The following is a 19,720-nucleotide window of genomic DNA, read 5'->3' on the forward strand; positions in this document are numbered from 1 at the left end:
AGGATAACAAAATGTAGGCATTGACTACTTTGTAGGCACTGCCTACATTTTTCGGTATGACGGTTCGGACCTTCACCGCCCCGATCGCCGTGTTGATGGTGTTCGCGGGGCTGCTCGCCACCATGTACCTCGGCTACGCCAGCAATACCGAGAAGAACCTGCACGACTTTCCCGTCGCGCTGGTCAACCAGGACGTCGGCGACACCCGCGACGGCAAGCCCGCGAACATCGGCGCTCAGGTCACCGACGCGCTGGTGGCCGGAATCCCCTCGGACACCGTCGATCTGCGCGTCGTCGGCATCGCCGAGGCGCGCAACCAGCTGCAGAACGGTGAGGTGTACGGCGCCATCGTGATCCCGTCGGACTTCACCAAGCGCCTCGCCATTCTCGGCGCGGCCGCGGTGGTGCCCGGCGAGATCGAGCGACCGGTCATCACGGTGCAGACGAATCCGCGCATCGGGCCCTACACCACCGGCATCATGCAGCGCATCGCCGACCGCGCGCTGACGCGCGTGAACGAGACCGTCGGCAAGAATCTCACCGATCAGGTGAACGCCGCGCTCGCGAACGGCGCTCCCGTCGAGATGAGCGGCGCCGCAAGGCTTCAGCTGACCGACCCGGTGCAGATCGTCACGGCTCCCTACCGGCCGATGGACGACGGCGCGGGGCAGGGTCTCGTCGCCTTCTTCTACACGCTGATCCTGCTGCTCGCCGGATTCACCGGCGCCATGATGATCCACACGCTCATCGATTCGGTGCTCGGCTTCACGCCGACCGAGTACGGCCCCTGGTTCGTGCAGCCGCCCGCCACGGGCGTCTCGCGCCTGCGCACCCTGCTGATCAAGTGGGGCGTCATCGCCACGGCGGCGCCCATCCTGTCCGCGATGTTCCTCGGCGTCGCAACGGCATTGGGCATCCCGCTCGGTAACGGGCCGCTGCTGTGGCTGTACGGGACCCTGGCCATCATCGCCGTCGGCATCACCGCGCTCGCGGTGCTCGCCGCCTTCGGCACCGCGGGCCTGCTGGTCAACCTGATCCTGTTCGTGGTGCTCGGCCTGCCCTCGTCGGCCGCCACCGTCCCGCTGGAGGCCACGCCCTCCTACATCTCGAATCTGGCGGCCTTCGAACCCATGCACCAGATCTACCTGGCCGTGCGCGCCATCCTCTTCTTCGACGCCCGCGCCTCCGCGGGCCTCGGCCATGGCCTCTGGATGACCTTGCTCGGCCTGGCCATCGGCCTGATCCTCGGCGTCCTCGCCACCCACCTCTACGACCGTCGCGGCCTGGACCGCGCCACCGCCTCGGATCTGTCGCCGGTGGCGGCTCCGTCTCCGGTCGCGATCCCTGTCGCGGCGGGCTGAGACCGAGGCGTGCACGGCGGCCGCGGACCCCGACCATCGGGGTGAGCGACCGCTTTGCGGACCGCGTCGGTTGGGTTGGCCGCGATGGAGGGAATTTCGGCAGTCGCGCCGGGTGCGGGCACGGCGTTGAGTACACCGCCTTGCAGTTGTTCGTAGTACTCGACTTTCCGTTGCAGATACTGAGCGTTCTCGGTTGCCAATTCCAGTTGGTGCAGCATCTCGTTCTGATCGACCTGCGGACCACGACGGTTGGCTCCCTACCCGAGGGTTCGTCGCGGTGGACAGCATTTTCCGCACGAGCCGCGGCGCCGCCGGAGCGAGAGTTCGCAGATTGGGGTTGTCGCCGACGGCAGAGAGGTCGGTCCATACGAAACCAGTACCGGTCGCGGGCTCCTGCCAAACTCGGAGCGTTATCTTCCAGCGCACTCCGTCCGACCTGACTTCCGCCATGGCGGTTCGCAGCGCCGTGATCGAAGCATCGTGCGCGCCGGCTTGTTCGACCATGATGTCGACCGAGCAGTCCGACGCTCCCTCTCGAATGGTGGCTGCGACGTAGCCCGTCTCTGGAACGTCGATCTGATCGTGGCACTTCTCCGAAATCCAGGTACGCATGTCGGTCAATGCGTGTGCGCACAACTCATCTCGATCGTCCTGCCAGATGGCCCGGTACACCAGCGACATCGAGATCCCCTTTCGGCACCCCGCCGCACACTGGACGCGCTGTCGCCATCACCTGTCGCAGCGTGGATGTTTCAAGTCTGCGCTGTTTGCTCCGGCTGAGTGGTCCGAATCGCAGTGCTTTCTGTCGCTCGTGGCCATAGCTCCCCTGAACGGATCACCGAGGCCCCGGCCGTGCCGTGCGGTGCGACGAAACATGTTGTGCCACTGACAACTCGGGGGTTCGAGCCGCAACATCGCTGGAAGCCGCTGCTGCGGGGCAGGATCGGCTGCACCGAGGATCGAACGGGTCAGTGCGACGGTGACCGGCGGACCAATCGCGCCGCGCCGGTGATCAGATCCACCTCGTCCCGCGGCGGCGCGCCGTCGGACTTCGTCTCCCGATGCATGAGGGTGGTCTGGCGCTGTTCGAACTCGTAGTGCTTGGAGCCTTGGAAGGCCGCGGTCACCTCTTCGAAGCCGGTGGCCGCGACCGGGTGACCGGAGCGGCGTTTGGTCCAGGGCAGGAAACGACTGCCGGTGAGGCGGTTCCAGAGGACTTCGGCGAACGCGAGGAGGATCAGCAGCAGGGCGAGTCCGGGGATGGTCATGGCGAGGAGACCCATGCCACGACGTTACCCGCGGCACGGGCGGTGTGAGCTGCGGCGATGATACCCGCGAGTAGACGAAACGTAGGTGCGAAAAGGTTGCTATCGGGCCACGGAATGCCTATCCTCGATGCCGTGCCGAATCCCGCCGACCACCACAGCGCAGCGCTTCGTGTCGCAGACCGCGACCGCGCTGGGTTGAACTCGGTGCACACCGGGTCCTCCGTGGTTACGCAGGCTACCGCCTCCGGGCCTGAGGTGCGCACCGGGCTAATTCCGCTTACCGCGGTGGTGGCGCAGGCGCGACTTCTCGTAGTAACCCGCCGTAGCGGGGTCTGATTCGGACCGGCCCCCTCGCTGCGGGCTGTTGAATGTGTTGACGCTGGTCCCCTCCGCCGACATTTTTCGGGAAGACCTACCCCACAATGACCATGCTGACTCTTGATACTCAGACATTCATCGCCGCCGCGCCCAAGGGGCTGCGCGCGGAAGCCGCCGGGATGAGCCCGGCGGAATTCTACGACCACTACTGCGGGCACGCCGGTCCGATCCGGCTCAGCGAATTCGCCGCCGGTCACCGCAACGCCGAGTGCACCGCGACGCTCGAGTTCGCCGACCACCTCCGCACGGTGGCCACCACCGGCAGCCCGGTCGCGGCCCTCACCTCGGCCCTCTACGAGGAGGGTTATCCGGTGGAGATCCTGCAGTTCCACCAGCGCCGCACCGCGGGCGGCACCGCGACCTTCGTCCGGTGCGAGCTCGACGGCAAGCGCGGATGGGGCGCGGCGTTCGCCGACGACGGCGCCGAATCCATCGTTCGCGCAATGCTTTCCGGGATCAACCGACTCGGTTCCTGAATCGCGCCGTTCCTGAAACGCACGTCGGGCCGGGCCCCAGCGGGGTGCCCGGCCCGACGTGTGTGCGTCTTATTCCGAAGCCGACTGCTGCTCGGCGAGCTGCTTGCGGACCTCGTCCATGTCGAGGGCCTTCACCTGGGTGACCAGGTCCTCGAGCGCGGCCGGCGGCAGCGCGCCCGGCTGCGCGAACACCAGAACGCCTTCGCGGAACGCCATGATGGTCGGGATGGAACGGATGTTCGCGGCGGCGGCGAGGCCCTGCTGGGCTTCGGTGTCGACCTTGCCGTGCACGACGTCGGGGTGCTTGGCCGAGGAGGCCTCGAAGGTCGGCGCGAAGCTCTTGCACGGGCCGCACCAATCGGCCCAGAAATCGACGAGTACCACGTCGTTTCCGGTGACTACCTCGTCGAAATTCTGCTCGGTCAGCGTCTGGGTGGCCATGACGTCCTCTCGTATCGAATGTTGCCAGCTGTAACGCCGGGCTCGGCTCTTATCTTCCACGGCCCACCGGCCACTCGCGCCGCTGGTCGCCGTCCCACCGACGGATACCCGCGATCGTGGCGGGGAAATCACGATCGGCCGCCACGGAATGCACCGCGTCACCGAGCAGACGGACCGGTACCCGGCGGGCCAGCGTGATATGCGGCGTCCAGGCGTCCGGACGCAGGTTGGCGGGCGCGCCAGGACACGGCGACACGATGTCGTATACCCGCCTCTGCAGCGTGAGCAGCTGTTCGGAGGGTACGACCAGCCGGACCAGGATCGGGTGTCGTGCGCCGAACACCAGGACGCCGCCGAGCCGCACCGGGAACGGGCGGAAGATCAGCTCGTCGAGGGCGTGGTCGATGCGCGGCCAGATCTGTCTGGCCACCGCGATCGTGATGTGCGGGCGGTGGGTTTCGATCGCCTTGGCCGTGACACTGGGCAGCCCGGCCTCGGCGAGCAGCGTCCACTGCCGCCGAATCTCGGCCTCGGCCGCGTCGTCCACCAGCAATTCGACCGACTGCACCATGATCTTCTCAACGTAGCCGCACGGCCGGGGATGGCGGGCCGGTTCCGGTGCGGCGAGGCGTCGGCGAGAGGATTGCCCGGTGAACGAGGTGAGGACAGCGGTGCGACTGGGGCTGATCGAGGGTGACGGGATCGGTCCCGAGGTGGTGCGCGCGACCAAGACGGTCGTCGACGAGGCGCTGGCCGCGGCGGGCGCGGCCGCGGTGAAGTGGGTGCCGTTGCCGATGGGGCATCGCGCCATCGAGGAGTTCGGCACCGCGCTGCCGGAACACACGCTGCGCGGGCTCGAGGAACTCGACGCCTGGATCCTCGGGCCGCATGACAACGCGTCCTATCCGGCCGAGCACCGCGGCGCGGTGGCGCCCGGTGGCGCGATCCGCAAGCAGTTCGGCCTGTACGCGAACATTCGCCCGGCCCGCGCGTTCCCGGGCGTCCGCTCTGCCGCGTCGGACATCGACCTGGTGATCGTGCGCGAGAACAGCGAAGGGTTCTACGCCGATCGCAATATGTTCGCCGGCTCGGGGGAGTTCCAGCCGACCCGCGACATGGCGATGTCTGTCGGCGTGGTGACTCGGCGCGCCTGCGAGCTGATCGCGCACGAGGCCTTCCGCCTGGCCTCGGCGCGTCGCAAGCGGGTCACCATCGTGCACAAGGCGAATGTGCTGCCGATGACCATGGGTCTGTTTCGCGATGTCTGCTACGAGGTGGCGCGCGCGTACCCGGGCGTCGAGGTGGACGACGAGCACGTGGACGCGACGGCCGCGCATCTGGTCCGCGCCGCAGGCGATTTCGACGTGCTGGTCACCGAGAATCTGTTCGGCGACATCCTGTCCGATCTGGCGGGCGAATTGAGCGGTTCGCTCGGCATGGCCGCCTCGTTGAACTGCTCGGCGACCCGCGCGATGGCGCAGGCGGTGCACGGCGCCGCGCCGACCCTGGCCGGGCACAACCGCGCCAATCCGGTCGCATTGCAGCTGTCGGCGGCGATGTTGCTGCGCTGGTTGGGAACTCGCGACGCGGATACCGCGCTGCACGGCGCGGCGGATCGCATCGATCGGGCGGTGGCGGCGACCTTCGCGGCGGGCATCGCGACCGCCGATCTGGGCGGTCAGGCCTCGACCGGCGAGTTCACCGAGCAGGTGTGCGCCAGGGTGCACCGGCGCTGAATCGGCTCGGTCCGCGGTTCAGGACAGTCCGGTGGCGAGCTTGACGACGACCTTCTCGTTGGTGACCTCTTGCACTGTCACGTTGAGGCCGTCGGCGGGCTGGGTCTCGCCGACCGGGACGTCGACCTGCTGACCGCCGACCCTCAGGGTGACCGTGTTCCCGTTCACGGCGACGAGTTCCGCGTCGACGCCGAGAATGTTCGCCTTGGCGTCCACGCCGCGGTCGAAGGTCACGGTGCACCCGCCGACATTGCATTCGGACTTGGTACCCGCCCCCTCCACGGTGCAGGCGGCCGCGCCGAGCGGGGCGAGCAGGGCCACAGAAGACAGGATGATCAGCCGTCGAACACGCACGCGCCCAGTGTAGGGGGATTCGGACATCTCCGGCGAGCTGCGGGAACGGTTGCGCGCCGTCGGCGCCCAGCTGGCCGCGCTGCTGCGGGTGCGCCGCCCCGACCTGGATCCGTCCAGGGCCGACCTGCTCGCCTGGTCGACCCTGGCGGTGGCGACCAGCGTCTCCTTCCACCGGCTGCGGCTGCCCGGCGACCGCTTCCGCCAGCTGCTCGCCGAGATGATGACGGCGGTGTCCGATGCCGAGATCCCGGCGCTGAGACGCGGCGCGGTCGGCGCCGTCGATGCGACCGACCGGTGGTATCCGTCGCGGCGCGCCGCGATTCTCGACCAGGCGACCCGGCTGTTCGATCGGTACGGCTTCGCCGGGGTCGGCATCGAGGACATCGGCGCCGCCGTCGGCATCGCGGGCCCCAGCGTCTACAACCGCTTCTCCAGCAAGGCCGAGATCCTCGTCGAACTGTTCGCCCGCGCGAACCTCATCCTGCAAGCCGATCTGCAACGCGACCTCGCCCGCGCGACCAGCGCCGCGGACGCGCTGCACCGGTTGATCGGCAGCTACACCGCGTACTCGCTGGAGAACCCGGCCCTGATCCGGCTGCTCATCACCTCCGAAGCCGACCAGCTCGGGCCCGAGGAGAGCCATCGATTGCGCGGGACACAGCACGGGTACGTCGCCGAATGGGGGGGACTCGTGCGCGGGCACCACCCGGAGATGGATCCGACGGAAGCGCGCATCCGCGTGCACGCGGCGCTCGGCGCCGTCAACGACATCGCGGCGACACCGCATCTGCGCGCGTCCGCGGGCATCGAGGCAGCCGCCGGGATCGTTTGCGGCGCACTGCTCCGCATCGACCCGCCCCGCGCCCGAGCGCGCCGAGGCCGCGGGTAGCCGCGGGCCGGTCGCGACCGCCGGATAAAACCGCAGCGCAGGCCGGGTTGCCGCGCCGGGCGACGGGTACGCGGGCGGTATGGAGAGGCAAGATCGAATAGCGGAACCCTGGGGTCGCAGGCTCGCGTACGGGCCGGGACAGCGGTGGCCCGAACGGGTGGACATGTATCTGGTGGCGGGGGTCGAGCCCGAGGACGTGCAGCGGTGGGTGCCGTCGGCCTCGATATTGAGCTCCAACGGCGACGCGTTCGACATCGCGGTCGTGGACGGCCGGATGGTCGGTGTCCGCGGCCGCGCCGTGGACCGGGTGAATCGCGGCAGGCTCGGCCCGAAGGATCTGTTCGGCTGGCAGGCCAACGCCTCGCCGGACCGGCTGACCCGCCCGCTCGTCCGCCAGGACGGCGAGCTCGTCGAGACCGATTGGGACACCGCCATGGACCGCGTCGTGCGGCACAGCAAGGCGCTGCTCGAGCGGCACGGTCCCGAGTCGATCGGGTTCTACACCTCGGGCCAGCTGTTCCTGGAGGAGTACTACACGCTGAGCGTGCTCGCCCACGCGGGCATCGGCACCAACCACGTCGACGGGAACACCCGGCTCTGCACGGCGACGGCCGCCCAAGCGCTGAAGGAGTCCTTCGGCTGCGACGGTCAGCCGGGCTCGTACACCGACGTCGACCACGCCGACGTCATCGCGTTGTTCGGGCACAACGTCGCCGAGACGCAGTCGGTGCTGTGGACGCGGATCCTGGACCGGCTGGCCGGGCCGAACCCGCCCGCGATCGTGTGCGTCGACCCGCGCTACACCCCGGTCGCCGCGCACGCCACCGTCCACCTCGCGCCCCTGCCCGGCACCAATGTGGCGCTGATGAACGCGCTGCTGCACGAGATCGTCGCCAACAACTGGGTGGATCTGGACTACATTCACGAGCACACCGTCGGCTTCGACGAATTGCGCTCTCAGGTCAGCGAATTCTTCCCGGAGCGGGCGGCCAGGATCTGCGGTGTCGCGGTCGAGGACATTCGCGAGGCGGCCCGGCTGCTCGGCACCGCCGCGCGTCTGTTGTCCACGGTGCTGCAAGGCTTCTACCAATCCCATCAGGCGACCGCGGCGGCGGTGCAGGTCAACAACGTCCACCTGATCCGGGGAATGCTCGGGCGGCCCGGCTGCGGGGTATTGCAGATGAACGGTCAGCCGACGGCGCAGAACACGCGCGAATGCGGCGCCGACGGCGAGATGGCCGGCTTTCGCAACTGGGCCAACGACGCGCACGTCGCCGAGCTGGCCGAGCGGTGGCAGGTCGAGCCCGAGCGGATCCCGCACTCCGGGCCGCCGACCCACGTCATGCGGATGATCCGGCTCGCCGAGCAGGGCGACATTCGGATGCTGTGGGTGAGCGCCACCAACCCGGCGGTGTCGCTGCCGGAGCTGGCGCGCGTCCGGTCGATCCTCGCGCGCGAGGACCTGTTCCTCGTGGTGCAGGACATCTTCCCGACCGAGACCGCGGCCATGGCCGATGTCGTACTGCCCGCCGCGGCGTGGGGCGAGAAGACCGGCGCCTTCACCAACGCCGACCGCACCGTGCACCTCTCGGAGCGGGCCGTCGACCCGCCCGGTGAGGCCAAGTCCGACCTCGACATCTTCCTGGACTACGCCCGCCGCATGGATTTTCGCGACCGGGACGGCGGCCCGCTGATCCACTGGCGCGATCCGGAGTCGGCGTTCGAGGCGTGGAAGGCGTGCTCGGCCGGACGCCCGTGCGACTACAGCGGCCTGACCCACGCGAGGTTGAGTGCGGGCTCGGGCATCCAATGGCCTTGCGACAGTGCGCATCCGGACGGTACGGAGCGCCTCTACACCGACGGACGGTTCTGGACCGCGCCCGACGACTGCGAGTCCTACGGCAAGGATCTGGTCTCCGGGAAGCCGGTCGAGCTCGCCGAGTACCGCGCGCTGAACCCGGACGGTAAGGCGATCATCAAAGCGGCCGACTACGTCCACCCGCACGAGGAACTCGCCGCCGACCGTCCGTTCGCGCTGGTCACCGGGCGAACGCTGTACCACTTCCACACCAGGACCAAGACCGCACGGGTACCGCAGCTGGACGCGGCCGCGCCGGAGGTCTGGGTCGAGATCTCGCGCGCCGACGCCGAACGCGCGGAGATCGGCGAGGGCGACCTGGTGGAGGTCTCGACGCGGCGCGGGTCGGTGCGGGCCCGCGCCCGCATCGGCCGGATCCGCCCCGGCGTGCTCTTCCTGCCGTTCCACTACGGCTACTGGGACCGAGGCGACGGCGCGCACGACCGGGCGGCGAACGAGTTGACCCCGACCGACTGGGATCCGGCGTCCAAACAGCCGCTCTTCAAGACCGCGGCGGCGAACCTGCGGCGGGTGGCGCATGGCGCCCACCCGGCCCCCGCGCCGACGACGACCGCGTCCGCCCCGGTCGATGACTCCGTGGCCGCCACCACCGGTGGTCCCGCGGCGTTCGCCGACGAACTCGAATCGTTCGATGGCGGCTCGACCTGATCGGCAGGCCGTCGAGGATGCGTGCGAAATCTCCTGTGCCGGAATCTTTTCCATGCGATGTCGGAGCGGCTCGGGTCCCGCGAGGCTCGCTGAGCACGGTGCGCGCGCCTCGGACTCCGGGCGGCGGACGAGCGATGATGCCGCGTCGAGTAGCTAATGCCCAGCGATGCCGCGCTGCGACGGTTTCGTCAGAGCGGGTCCCGCGACCTCCCGACGGGACGTGGCGCGCGTCTCGGCTTCGGTGCTGGTGTGGGCATCGCTTCGCTTCGGCTTGTGCGCCGGAGTGAAGCGTGGACGACAACTGCCTGGACAGGATGGCAATCATGCGGCAACCCACAAGAGTGGGCGAATCGGCGCGGGGGTATGGTGTCCCGTCGGCGCACCGGCAGCCTGTACCGCGTGGAGTCCGCAACGAGCCGATGTGGAATTCCATTACTGTCCAGCACGAAACGTCTCGGTCGCTTAGATTGCCAAACGGGTGGTGACACCCGGGTTTCTCGTAACCGAAATGTGGAGGGCTGCTGTGTCTGATCGATCCAAGCCTGGCAGGCGTGCCCTGCGAGCGATGTGCGCGCTCACCGGCGCCGCACTCGTGCTGGCGGGCTGTACCACCAACACCGAGGAAACCGGACCGGCGGTCTCCAAGGTGCAGGTGGACAAGGTAACCGAAATCGCCGATCAACTGCCCGACAAGGTCAAGCAGTCCGGCAAGCTGGTCATCGGCGTGAACGTGCCGTACCAGCCCAACGAGTACAAGGACGCCAGCGGCAAGATCGTCGGCTTCGACGTCGACATGATGGATGCGGTCGCCTCCGTGCTCGGGATCAAGGCCGAGTACGTCGAGTCGGCGTTCGAGAAGATCATTCCGGCGATCCAGGCGGGCACCTACGACGTCGGCATGTCCTCGATCACCGACTCGAAGGAACGCGAGCAGCAGGTCGACTTCACCACCTACTTCAGCGCGGGCATCCAGTGGGCCCAGCAGACCGGCAAGCCGGTCGACCCGAACAATGCCTGCGGCAAGAAGGTCGCCGTACAGGCCACCACCGTCGAGCACACCGACGAGGTGCCCGCCAAGAGCGCCAAGTGCGTCGCGGAAGGCAAGCCCGCCATCGACATCAAGCCGTTCGACGAGCAGAGCGCCGCGACCAACGCGCTGGTGCTCGGCCAGGTCGACGCGATGTCGGCCGACTCGCCGGTGACCGCCTACGCCATCAAGCAGAGCAGCGGCAAGATCGAGACCGCGGGCCCGGTGTTCGACTCCGCGCCCTACGGCTGGGCGGTGCCGAAGGGCTCGCCGCTGGCCAAGGTGCTGCAGGCCGCGGTCAACCATCTGATCCAGAACGGCCAGTACAAGCAGATCACCGAGAACTGGGGCGTGCAGGACGGCGCGATCACCCAGTCGGTCGTCAACGGGGCCGTGAGCTGACCCATGTCCGACAACGACACCACCGTCGTGCCCGGCGATCCCGGGCCCGGCGGCGTCCCCGCGCCTGCCGAGCCGGAGCCGATCAAAGCGGTTCCGCTGCGCAGGCCGGGCCGATGGATCGCCGCGGCCGTCATCCTCGTGCTGCTCGGCCTTTTCGTCTACGGCGCCGCCACCAATGACGCCTACCAGTGGAGCACCTACTGGAAGTACCTGTTCGACAGCCGGATCGTGGCGGGCGCGGTCGTCACCCTCGAGTTGACGGTGCTGGCGATGGCCATCGCGATCGTCCTCGGCACTGTGCTCGCGGTGATGCGCCTCTCGCCGAACCCGGTGCTGCGCTCGACCGCCTGGGTGTATCTCTGGATCTTCCGCGGCACACCGATTTTCGTGCAGCTGGTGTTCTGGGGCCTGGTGCCCTCGCTATACCAGCAGATCCATCTCGGTGTGCCATTCGGGCCGCAGTTCTTCGAGCTCGACGTGCAGGAGTTGCAGGCGGCGTTCACGTTCGCCGTCATCGGCCTGGGCCTCAACGAGGCCGCCTACATGGCCGAGATCGTCCGCGCGGGTATCAATTCCGTGGGCGAAGGGCAGCGCGAGGCGTCGGTCGCGCTCGGCATGTCCTGGACCCAGACCATGCGGCGCACCGTGCTGCCGCAGGCCATGCGGGTGATCATCCCGCCCACCGGCAACGAACTCATCGGCATGCTGAAGACCACCTCGCTGGTCACCGCGATCCCGTTGAGCACCGACCTGTTCGGACGGGCCCGCGACATCTACGGCGTGAACTTCCAGCCGATCCCGCTGCTGCTCGTCACCGCGACCTGGTATCTGGCCATCACCAGCGTGCTGATGGTGGGCCAGTTCTATCTGGAGCGGTACTACTCGCGCGGCGCGTCCCGGCAGCTGACCGCCAAGCAGCTACAGGAACTGGCCGACGCACAGAGCGTGGTGAAGGCGAAATGACGGTTTCCACGAACAAGGACGAGCAGGCCGCGCCGCGAATGATCGTCGCCGACCGGGTGTGCAAGAACTTCGGCGCGCTCCAGGTGCTCAAAGGCATCTCGCTGGAGGTGGCGCGCGGTGAGGTGCTGTGCCTGATCGGCCCGTCCGGTTCCGGCAAGTCCACCTTCCTGCGCTGCATCAACCACCTCGAACAGGTGAACGCGGGCAGGCTGTACGTGGACGGCGAACTCGTCGGGTACCGCCAGAAGGGCGACAAGCTCTACGAACTGCACCCGCGCGATGCGGCGAGGCAGCGCCGCGATATCGGCATGGTGTTCCAGCACTTCAACCTGTTCCCGCACCGGACGGCGCTGGAGAACATCATCGAGGCGCCGACGCAGGTCAAGAAGGTGCGCAAGGCCGACGCCGTGGCCCGCGCGCACGAACTGCTCGATCGAGTCGGCATGGGCGACAAGGCCAATGCCTACCCGGCTCAGCTGTCCGGCGGTCAGCAGCAGCGCGTCGCGATCGCCAGGGCGCTGGCCATGGATCCGAAGCTGATGTTGTTCGACGAGCCGACCTCGGCGCTGGATCCGGAGCTGGTCGGCGAGGTCTTGCAGGTGATGCGGGAGCTCGCCGAGAGCGGCATGACCATGGTGGTGGTGACGCACGAGATGGGCTTCGCCCGCGAGGTCGCCGACCAGCTGGTGTTCATGGACGGCGGCGTGGTGGTCGAGGCGGGCGTGCCGCGCGAGGTGCTCGCGAACCCGAAACACGAACGCACCAAGGCATTCCTGTCGCGGTTGCTCTGAGCCGCGACAGCAGTGGGCCGGGCGTCCGAGGGGCGCCCGGCCCGATGTGTCAGTGTCTATCGACTACTTCCGCTCGGTGAACGATCACGGGAACGGCGAGAAGAAGCCGAGGGCGGCACCGGCCACTGCGCCGATGGCGCATCCGGGAATGGCTCCGACCACGAAGAACCAGATGCCGATCGCGGCACCGACCAGGCAGCCGATGGTGGCGCCGACGATGATCGAAATCGGGCCCACGGCCTGCTGTACGCCCGGCAGATCCCGGGAGAGGAGCGCATCGGTCGTCGGTCCGCCGATCGGGGTCAGCGACAGCTGGGTGCCTGCGGCATTGAGCGCGGGCGCGACGGCGAACTGCCCGAACGTTGTCGGGATGGCGCCGACGACCGTGCCGTCGTCCGCGAGAACCGTGACCGCGTCGGGTGTGATGGCGAACTTGCCGGAGGCGAGATTCACCACGGCGCTCGAGTGGTCGGCCGCGAGTATCGCCGTGTAGCCGACGGCGCCGTCCGTGCCGCTGAAGCTGACGTCCGCCAGACCGGCCTCCCCGTGTCCGGTAGCGGTGGCTACGCCGGTGGCCGCGATGGCCATGAATGTGGTAGCCACCAGTTTCTTGATAAACATTGGACTCCAATCCGTGCTTGCCGATTTCCTTTGACGTTCCCCCGGCGAACGGCACCGGATAAGAAATATGATGGGTGCCGACGCATTATTCGGGTTCCCGGCTTGTTTTTCACTGACGGGTAATGCGGGAAGTGCGAGGTTCAGCTTGCCCTGACAAGGGCGTCGACCAGTGTAGATGGAAGCCGTGACCGGAGTGGGCACTTCCGTCGATAGTGTCGGAGGAATGGCGAGTGTGCCACCCGCGCAGGTCACTTCGCAGAATTGCCGGTCACCATTCTTCGGACTCCGCCTGCGATCACGGGCGAGCGCCGGAACGATCGCCGAGGGCGATTCGAAGCTGGCCGAGGAGCACCTTGGTGGCCGGCGCCGCGGGATGGTCGGTGCGCCAGACCAGCGCGAGTTGCCCGCGCAGTTCCGGCTCGACGATCGGCAACGCGCGCACGTCGTGGGCGGCGGCCTCCTCCTCGGTGAGCGCGGGCACGACGGCGACGCCGAGCCCGCGTGCCGCGAGCCGCAGCAGCAGGGGCGGTGCGGCCGCCTCGAAGGCCACTCGCGGCTCGAAACCGGCTGCGGCGCAGGCGCGTTCGAGGACGCCACGCAGTCCGGTGCCCGAGGGCAGGCAGATCAGCGGATGGTCGCGCAGCGCGGCGAGCGGGATGGTCGCCCCATGGGAGTGGTCGTCGGCGGCGACCGCGGCGACCACCGCGGTGTCCAGCACCACCTGCTTGCCGAGCCCGGGATCGAGGCCCGCGCCGCTCAGCCCGACCAGGGCGATGTCGAGTTCGCCGCGGCCGAGGGCGGCGAGCATGCGTTCGGAGGTGTCCTCGGTCAGGCTGATGCCGACTTCCGGGTGGTCGTTGTGGAAATCGGCGAGGACCGCCGCGACGTCGAATTCCTCGGGGGCCGCGCCGGAGATGAGTCCGACTCGCACGTGACCGCGCAGCAGGCCGGTGAACTCGTCCACCGTGTCCACGATGCGCTGGGTCGCGGCCAAAGCAGCCTTGGCGTGCGGCAATACTGCCGCGCCTACCTCGGTGAGCGTTACCGTGCGCCCGCCACGGTCCAGCAGCGGCTGGCCGAGTTCCCGTTCGAATTGCCGGATCTGGGCGCTCAGTCCCGGCTGGGTCAGGTGCAGGCGCGCTGCGGCGCGGGTGAAGTTGGCTTCTTCCGCCACGGCGACGAAGTAGCGCAGGTGGCGCAGTTCCATAACTGGCGATTCTAGTATCGATAGAAACTATCTGTTGTACTTATCATTCTGGGCCGGGCATCGTCGATGGCATGGCAGACAACGCAACGCAGACCACCGATTTCGCCGTCTTCACCGGCCCGGTCTTCCGCCCGGGCGAGTCCGGGTACGAGGTGGAGATCGCCGGGTTCCAGACCGCCTACACCCACCGGCCCGAGCTCGTGGTCGTCGCCGCGCACGGCGAGGATGTGCGCGCCGCGGTGGAATACGCCGCGCGCCACGGACTTCCGGTGGCCGTGCAGGCGACCGGGCACGGGCTCTCGGTGGCGGCCGAGGGCGGGGTGCTGATCAGCACCGCCCGCATGACCGGCATTCGGATCGACCCCGAGGCGCGGACCGCGCGGGTCGCCGCGGGGGTGCGCGCGGGCGCGCTGGTCGAGGCGGCCGCGCAGTTCGGGCTGGCGCCGCTGAACGGCTCCTCGCCGTCCGTCGGCGTGATCGGCTACACGCTCGGCGGCGGACTCGGCCTGCTGGCAAGGGAATTCGGCTACGCGGCCGATCACGTGCGGATGATCGAACTGGTCACCGCGGACGGCAGGATGCGCACGCTGCGCCCGGGCGACGAACTGTTCGGCGCGGTGCTCGGCAGCGGCGGCAACTTCGGCGTGGTGACGGCGCTGGAGCTCGACCTGGTTCCGGTGCGGACGGTCTACGGCGGGCAGCTGGTGTTCGACGAGCCGCTGGCGGGCGCCGCGCTGGAGGCTTGGCGGCAGTGGACCGCGACGGTGCCCGAGCGGCTGACCTCGAGCGTCGCCACGCTGACCTACCCCGACATTCCGCAGGTGCCGGAGATGCTGCGCGGCCGATACGTCGCCTCGATCCGCGTCGCGTTCGACGGTCCCGCCGACGAAGGCGAGCGTCTGGTCGCCCCGTTGCGCGCGGTCGGCGCACGGCTGCGCGACGATCTGCGCGAGCTGCCCTACACCGAATCGCACACCATCCACAGCGATCCCGACCACCCGCACGCCTACGCCGCGACCAATGCCGTCCTCGGCGAACTCACCGGCGACGCGCTGGCCGCGCTGGCCGCCGCCACCGGTCCCGGCGGGTCGATTCCGGCCGTGGTCGACATCCGTCACCTCGGCGGCGCGCTCGGCAGGCCCGGCCCGGCCGGTGTCGCCGTCGATCGGCGGGAGGCCGCGTACGTGGTCCGCGTGATCACCATGCCCGCGCCCGGGGCGGGTGCGGGGGTGCCCGCCGAGCACGTCGCGGTACGAGAGGTGTTGGCGCCGTGGACGATCGGTCACAGCCTGGCCTTCCTCTACGGCGCGGGCGACGGGGCGGACGACGCGCAGACCCGCGCGGGATACGCGCCGGACACCTACGCGCGGCTCGCGGCGCTGAAGGCGAAGTACGACCCGCACAACATGTTCCGCTTCAACCGCAACCTCCGGCACGCGGCCTGAGCGCGTGCGGTGCGCCCATCGGCGGTTGGCCGGTGGGCGCCCGGGTGCTATCTTCGTGATATCACTCTGATACCGGGAGGATGTCATGAAGCTCAGGCCCGCATTCCACGTCAACGGCTTTCTGGTGCTGTTGGCCTGGTTGGTGCTGACCCTCGTCTTCGGTGGCGCGGCCGCCGTGGGGTACGTCGCGGCGGCCAAGGACGGGAACACGCCCGCGCTGATCGCGGCGATCGCGGCGACTGTGGTCGTGGTGGCGCTCGCGCTGTCGACCACCGGGTTGGTGATCGTCGACCCGAACGAGGCGAAGGTGGTGCAGTTCTTCGGCCGCTACATCGGTTCGGTGAGCGAGCCGGGCTTCTTCTCGGTGGTGCCGCTGACCGACCGCAAGAGCATCTCGCTGCGGGTGCGTAATTTCGAGACGCAGAAGCTGAAGGTCAACGACGCCGACGGCAACCCGGTGGAGATCGCGGCGGTGGTCGTCTACCGGGTGGTGGACAGCTTCAAGGCCGCGTTCTCCGTCGACGACTACGAGGAGTACGTGGAGACCCAGTCCGAGGCCGCGGTGCGGCACCTGGCCACCACGCATCCCTACGACGCGCACGACGCCGGACGCACCAGCCTGCGTGACGGCGCCGAGGTCGCCGAGGAACTGACCGTCGAACTGCGGGACCGCACCGAGATGGCGGGCATCGAGGTGCTCGAGGCCAGGATCACCCACCTCGCCTACGCGCCGGAGATCGCCCAGGCCATGCTGGTTCGCCAGCAGGCCGCGCAGGTGGTGGCCGCGCGCACGCAGATCGTGGAGGGCGCGGTCGGCATGGTCGGCCTGGCGCTCGATCGCCTGACTCAGCAGGGTGTCGTCGAACTCGACGAGGAACGCCGGGCCGCGATGGTGTCCAACCTGCTCGTGGTGCTGTGCGGCGATCGCGCGACCCAGCCCGTGGTCAACGCCGGAACGCTGTACAGCTGAGCCGCGCTCATGGTCGAACGCAAGAAGCTGCTGCTGCGCCTCGATCCGGCCGTCCACGAGGCGCTGGCCAAATGGGCGGCCGACGATCTGCGCAGCATCAACGCTCAGATCGAGTACGCATTGCGCCTTGCGCTCGAACAGGCGGGCCGCAAACCGAAGTCCAAGTGAGACGAAAGCGCCTGGAATGCAGCGCCTTCCGTGAGGGAGGCGCTGCTTCGGTGTGTCAGTGGACGAGCTCGGCGATCAGGCGCACGCTGTCGTCGTAGAGCGCCCGCTGGGCCTCGCGATCGTAGGAGGCCGCGGAGGACGGGCGCTCGGTGCGGCCGACGAAGTGGCGGCCGGTGGTCGCCGCGAGGGACGAGTCGGTGATCAAGCGGGCGAGATCCGCGCCGGACCTCGAAGGCGTGTGGACACCGGGCAGCAGTACCAGGGCCTTGGCCGCCGAGCCCCACAGCGCCTGCGCGAATCTGCCCGCGTCCCTTGCCAATCCCGTGCCGGGCATCAGGCCGGGGTCGAACGCGTTCACCGTGACGCCGTCGTCGGCGAGCCTGCGCGCCAACTCGTAGGCGGTGTGCAGATTCGCGAGCTTCGAGGTGCTGTAGCGGCGGCGGCCGTCGCGGTGCGCCGGTTCCGTCGCGGCGGGCGGGTGGGCGAGTTCGCGCGCGGAGGCGGTCAGCGGGTGCGGCATGCCGGTGAAGCGGCGCGGGTCGTGCGTCCCCGAGGTGACGAACACGATCCGTGCGGGCGCGACCAGATCGGCGCGCAACTCCTGCACCAGCGCGAGGTGGCCGAGGTGGTTGACGCCGAAGGTGGCCTCGACGCCGTCGGCCGTGTAGGCGCGGCGGGTGAATTGCAGCCCCGCGTTACAGACCAGGCCGCGCAGCGGAGGCAGGCCCGCCGCGCGCAGTTCCGCCGCGAAGTCCTGAACCGAGGCGAGCGAGCCCAGGTCCAGGGCCATGCCGCGGGCGCCGGCTGCGGCGGCTTCCCGCTCGGCGCGCTCGGCGTCCCGGCCGGTCACGACGACCGTCCAGTGCGGATCGGCGGCCAGCGCCCTGGCGCATTCGCGGCCGAGTCCGCTTGTGCCGCCGGTGATCACCACAGTTCTGTCACTTATTGTCATATGGCACAGTGTGCCACTTTGTGCCATGCGTGACAATGCTTCCATGTCGTTGCGGGATCGGAAGAAGGAACGCACCCGGCGCGCGATCGCCGAGGCGGCGCTGCGGTTGTTCGCCGAGCGGGGGTTCGAGGCGGTGACCATCGCCGACATCGCCGCCGCGGCCGACGTGGGCACCCGGACGCTGCACCGGTACTACAGCGGCAAGGACGAACTGCTCTTCGCCGACGACGACGAGCACCGCGCCGAACTCGCACGTCTGCTCGCCGAGCGCCCGGCGGGGGAGGACCCGGAGCAGACGCTGGCCACCCTCATCGGGCCGATGGTGGTGCATTTCGCCGACCGGCTCGACGAGTTGCGCACCCGCGACGCGCTGATCGCCGCCAACCCGGCGCTACAGGCCCGCGATCTCGCCAAGCGCAGCGCTATCGAGGCGCTGCTCGCCGAGCACCTGGCCCGGCAGATGGGCGTCGACCCGGCCGCGGACGTGCGCCCGCTGCTGTGGGCCAAGGTCGGCATGGCCTGCTTCTTCGCGGGCTATGAGATCTGGCTGCGCACCGGAGGGGAACTCGCCGACCACGTCACCGCCGCGCGCGCCGCGTTGGTCGACGAACTCGGCGCCGCAGGTCGCGGCTGAACTGTCAGCAGACCGTCCGTCGATGGGGCTCGCTTCGAGTACGAGGTCAGGTGATTCCGAGCGCCCGATCGAGAAGCCCCTGCCGGGTGCGCACACCGGATTTGGCAAGTATCGCCTTGACGCGATCAAGGACCGCGGGCTCGGAGATCCCCAAATCGCCTGCCATGCGGTGTGATTCGAGGCCGGCGGCGAGCAGGTCGAGCACCTCGGTCTCGCCGGCGGAGAGCGCGTGCGTCCGTGCGAACAGGTCCAGACGCTCGGCCGGGGTGCTGGGTGTCAGCGAGACCGCGATGTCCTCGGTGCCGACCCGGTCGGCCCGCACGGTGAGCCAGCGCGCGCCGCCGAGATGGACGCGCGACCACGGCGGTCCGACCGGAGTGCCGTGCTCGGCGGCCAGCAGCGCGGCGCCCGCGTTGTAGACCGAGTTCGGGATCGGCGGCATCGCCTCCTGCGGTGGATTCAGCCGGAGCAGCGCCGCCGCGGCGGCCGGGGTCTGGCCGCGCATCCGAAGGTCCGGTCCGAGGACCACGGTCGCGGGCCCGGCCGGGGCGAGCCCGCCCGCCTCCGCGACGAAGGTGCGGCCGAGCGCGGCCCGCAGCCCCCGCGCGATCGGCGCCGCCAGCGCGGCCAGGGTGGTGAGCTGGGTGGGGTCGAAGGCGCGCGGGATTCTGCGCAAGAGCTCCAGGAAGCCCCAGCAGCCGTAGCGGTCGCCGAATACCACGGTGGCGGTGTCGAAGACGCCGAGCTCGCGCTGCACCTCGCGCCACACCCGCGAGCGCGCGGGATCGCCGCCGGTGGCGATGCGTAAGGAGGTCGCCGCGGTGCCCCGCTCGAGCAGATCGCTCCAGCGGGTGAACTCCGTCAGATACCGCAACCGGACCAGCTCGGGCAGCCGTGACCAGGGAAGACCGGGCAGGTCGGCCACCGGTGATGTCCCGATCCTGGTGACCGGGTCGGTGAGCATGAAGACGTGCCCGTCGAAGGAGACGGCCGTGCGGAGATCGGCGAGCACCATTTCGCGCAGCCGCTTGGCCGTCTGTTCGGCAAGGCAGTGGCGCTCGACGCGATCGAGGAGCTCTCGCGCACTGGGCACCGGCCAAGTCTAGGGCG

At 69.2% G+C, this 19,720-nt stretch carries 20 protein-coding genes; 12 read left to right on the plus strand and 8 right to left on the minus strand.

Features of this window, described 5'->3' with window-relative positions; translation table 11 throughout:
- Positions 1 to 56: 56 nt before the first annotated feature.
- Positions 57 to 1,361, plus strand: coding sequence for a YhgE/Pip domain-containing protein (locus AC3ERS_RS25935; protein ID WP_431970695.1), 1,305 nt, complete (start codon positions 57 to 59; stop codon positions 1,359 to 1,361).
- 968 nt (positions 1,362 to 2,329) lie between these two features.
- On the opposite strand, the gene AC3ERS_RS25940 is transcribed toward AC3ERS_RS25935, so the two are convergent.
- The gene (locus tag AC3ERS_RS25940) at positions 2,330 to 2,644 is read right to left on the minus strand and encodes a DUF6191 domain-containing protein (RefSeq protein ID WP_431970696.1); all 315 of its coding nucleotides are present in this window, start codon (positions 2,642 to 2,644) and stop codon (positions 2,330 to 2,332) included.
- 413 nt (positions 2,645 to 3,057) lie between these two features.
- Between AC3ERS_RS25940 and AC3ERS_RS25945 the strand changes: the two genes are divergently transcribed.
- The gene (locus AC3ERS_RS25945) at positions 3,058 to 3,483 is read left to right on the plus strand and encodes a 2-isopropylmalate synthase (RefSeq protein ID WP_431970697.1); all 426 of its coding nucleotides are present in this window, start codon (positions 3,058 to 3,060) and stop codon (positions 3,481 to 3,483) included.
- A gap of 69 nt (positions 3,484 to 3,552) precedes the next feature.
- Here the strand turns inward: AC3ERS_RS25945 and trxA are convergent, their stop codons facing one another.
- Both trxA and AC3ERS_RS25955 read right to left on the minus strand, forming a co-directional pair.
- Positions 3,553 to 3,924: a thioredoxin gene (trxA, locus tag AC3ERS_RS25950; RefSeq protein ID WP_431970698.1), complete on the minus strand. Its 372-nt coding sequence runs from the start codon at positions 3,922 to 3,924 to the stop codon at positions 3,553 to 3,555.
- A gap of 49 nt (positions 3,925 to 3,973) precedes the next feature.
- Positions 3,974 to 4,495: a 2'-5' RNA ligase family protein gene (locus tag AC3ERS_RS25955; protein WP_431970699.1), complete on the minus strand. Its 522-nt coding sequence runs from the start codon at positions 4,493 to 4,495 to the stop codon at positions 3,974 to 3,976.
- A 79-nt stretch (positions 4,496 to 4,574) separates the two neighbouring features.
- Here AC3ERS_RS25955 and AC3ERS_RS25960 point away from each other — a divergent pair, with 79 nt between their 5' ends.
- Positions 4,575 to 5,660 carry an isocitrate/isopropylmalate dehydrogenase family protein gene (locus tag AC3ERS_RS25960; protein WP_431970700.1) on the plus strand — a complete coding sequence of 362 codons (1,086 nt, stop codon included), beginning with the start codon at positions 4,575 to 4,577 and terminating at the stop codon, positions 5,658 to 5,660.
- 18 nt (positions 5,661 to 5,678) lie between these two features.
- Here the strand turns inward: AC3ERS_RS25960 and AC3ERS_RS25965 are convergent, their stop codons facing one another.
- Positions 5,679 to 6,014: a hypothetical protein gene (locus AC3ERS_RS25965; RefSeq protein WP_431970701.1), complete on the minus strand. Its 336-nt coding sequence runs from the start codon at positions 6,012 to 6,014 to the stop codon at positions 5,679 to 5,681.
- A gap of 49 nt (positions 6,015 to 6,063) precedes the next feature.
- Between AC3ERS_RS25965 and AC3ERS_RS25970 the strand changes: the two genes are divergently transcribed.
- The 5 genes from AC3ERS_RS25970 (at position 6,064) to AC3ERS_RS25990 (ending at position 12,613) form a co-directional block, all read left to right on the plus strand.
- Complete coding sequence (locus AC3ERS_RS25970; protein WP_431970702.1) at positions 6,064 to 6,903, plus strand: TetR/AcrR family transcriptional regulator; 840 nt, start codon at positions 6,064 to 6,066, stop codon at positions 6,901 to 6,903.
- A gap of 79 nt (positions 6,904 to 6,982) precedes the next feature.
- Positions 6,983 to 9,430 carry a molybdopterin oxidoreductase family protein gene (locus AC3ERS_RS25975; protein ID WP_431970703.1) on the plus strand — a complete coding sequence of 816 codons (2,448 nt, stop codon included), beginning with the start codon at positions 6,983 to 6,985 and terminating at the stop codon, positions 9,428 to 9,430.
- A gap of 508 nt (positions 9,431 to 9,938) precedes the next feature.
- Positions 9,939 to 10,859, plus strand: a complete 921-nt coding sequence (locus AC3ERS_RS25980; protein ID WP_488186286.1) for an ABC transporter substrate-binding protein — start codon at positions 9,939 to 9,941, stop codon at positions 10,857 to 10,859.
- A 3-nt stretch (positions 10,860 to 10,862) separates the two neighbouring features.
- The gene (locus tag AC3ERS_RS25985) at positions 10,863 to 11,822 is read left to right on the plus strand and encodes an amino acid ABC transporter permease (RefSeq protein WP_431970704.1); all 960 of its coding nucleotides are present in this window, start codon (positions 10,863 to 10,865) and stop codon (positions 11,820 to 11,822) included.
- Positions 11,823 to 11,860: 38 nt separating this feature from the next.
- On the plus strand, positions 11,861 to 12,613 hold the full coding sequence (locus AC3ERS_RS25990; RefSeq protein ID WP_431970826.1) for an amino acid ABC transporter ATP-binding protein: 753 nt from the start codon (positions 11,861 to 11,863) through the stop codon (positions 12,611 to 12,613).
- An 84-nt stretch (positions 12,614 to 12,697) separates the two neighbouring features.
- On the opposite strand, the gene AC3ERS_RS25995 is transcribed toward AC3ERS_RS25990, so the two are convergent.
- Positions 12,698 to 13,216 carry a DUF8020 domain-containing protein gene (locus AC3ERS_RS25995; RefSeq protein ID WP_431970705.1) on the minus strand — a complete coding sequence of 173 codons (519 nt, stop codon included), beginning with the start codon at positions 13,214 to 13,216 and terminating at the stop codon, positions 12,698 to 12,700.
- A gap of 313 nt (positions 13,217 to 13,529) precedes the next feature.
- Positions 13,530 to 14,441, minus strand: coding sequence for a LysR family transcriptional regulator (locus AC3ERS_RS26000; protein ID WP_431970706.1), 912 nt, complete (start codon positions 14,439 to 14,441; stop codon positions 13,530 to 13,532).
- A gap of 71 nt (positions 14,442 to 14,512) precedes the next feature.
- Here AC3ERS_RS26000 and AC3ERS_RS26005 point away from each other — a divergent pair, with 71 nt between their 5' ends.
- From AC3ERS_RS26005 to AC3ERS_RS26015, 3 genes are all read left to right on the plus strand, one after another.
- Entirely contained in the window at positions 14,513 to 15,886 is a 1,374-nt protein-coding gene (locus AC3ERS_RS26005) for an FAD-binding oxidoreductase (RefSeq protein WP_431970707.1), read from the plus strand.
- Between the two features lie 85 nt (positions 15,887 to 15,971).
- Entirely contained in the window at positions 15,972 to 16,856 is an 885-nt protein-coding gene (locus AC3ERS_RS26010; protein WP_431970708.1) for an SPFH domain-containing protein, read from the plus strand.
- Positions 16,857 to 16,865: 9 nt separating this feature from the next.
- Positions 16,866 to 17,024 carry a type II toxin-antitoxin system antitoxin gene (locus AC3ERS_RS26015; protein WP_141812733.1) on the plus strand — a complete coding sequence of 53 codons (159 nt, stop codon included), beginning with the start codon at positions 16,866 to 16,868 and terminating at the stop codon, positions 17,022 to 17,024.
- 55 nt (positions 17,025 to 17,079) lie between these two features.
- Here AC3ERS_RS26015 and AC3ERS_RS26020 read toward each other — a convergent pair whose 3' ends face one another.
- Positions 17,080 to 17,976: an SDR family NAD(P)-dependent oxidoreductase gene (locus AC3ERS_RS26020; RefSeq protein WP_431970709.1), complete on the minus strand. Its 897-nt coding sequence runs from the start codon at positions 17,974 to 17,976 to the stop codon at positions 17,080 to 17,082.
- A gap of 43 nt (positions 17,977 to 18,019) precedes the next feature.
- Here AC3ERS_RS26020 and AC3ERS_RS26025 point away from each other — a divergent pair, with 43 nt between their 5' ends.
- On the plus strand, positions 18,020 to 18,610 hold the full coding sequence (locus tag AC3ERS_RS26025) for a TetR family transcriptional regulator (protein ID WP_431970710.1): 591 nt from the start codon (positions 18,020 to 18,022) through the stop codon (positions 18,608 to 18,610).
- 46 nt (positions 18,611 to 18,656) lie between these two features.
- On the opposite strand, the gene AC3ERS_RS26030 is transcribed toward AC3ERS_RS26025, so the two are convergent.
- The gene (locus AC3ERS_RS26030) at positions 18,657 to 19,703 is read right to left on the minus strand and encodes a LuxR family transcriptional regulator (protein ID WP_431970711.1); all 1,047 of its coding nucleotides are present in this window, start codon (positions 19,701 to 19,703) and stop codon (positions 18,657 to 18,659) included.
- Between the last annotated feature and the right edge of the window lie 17 nt (positions 19,704 to 19,720).

Source organism: Nocardia sp. bgisy134 (assembly GCF_057708325.1).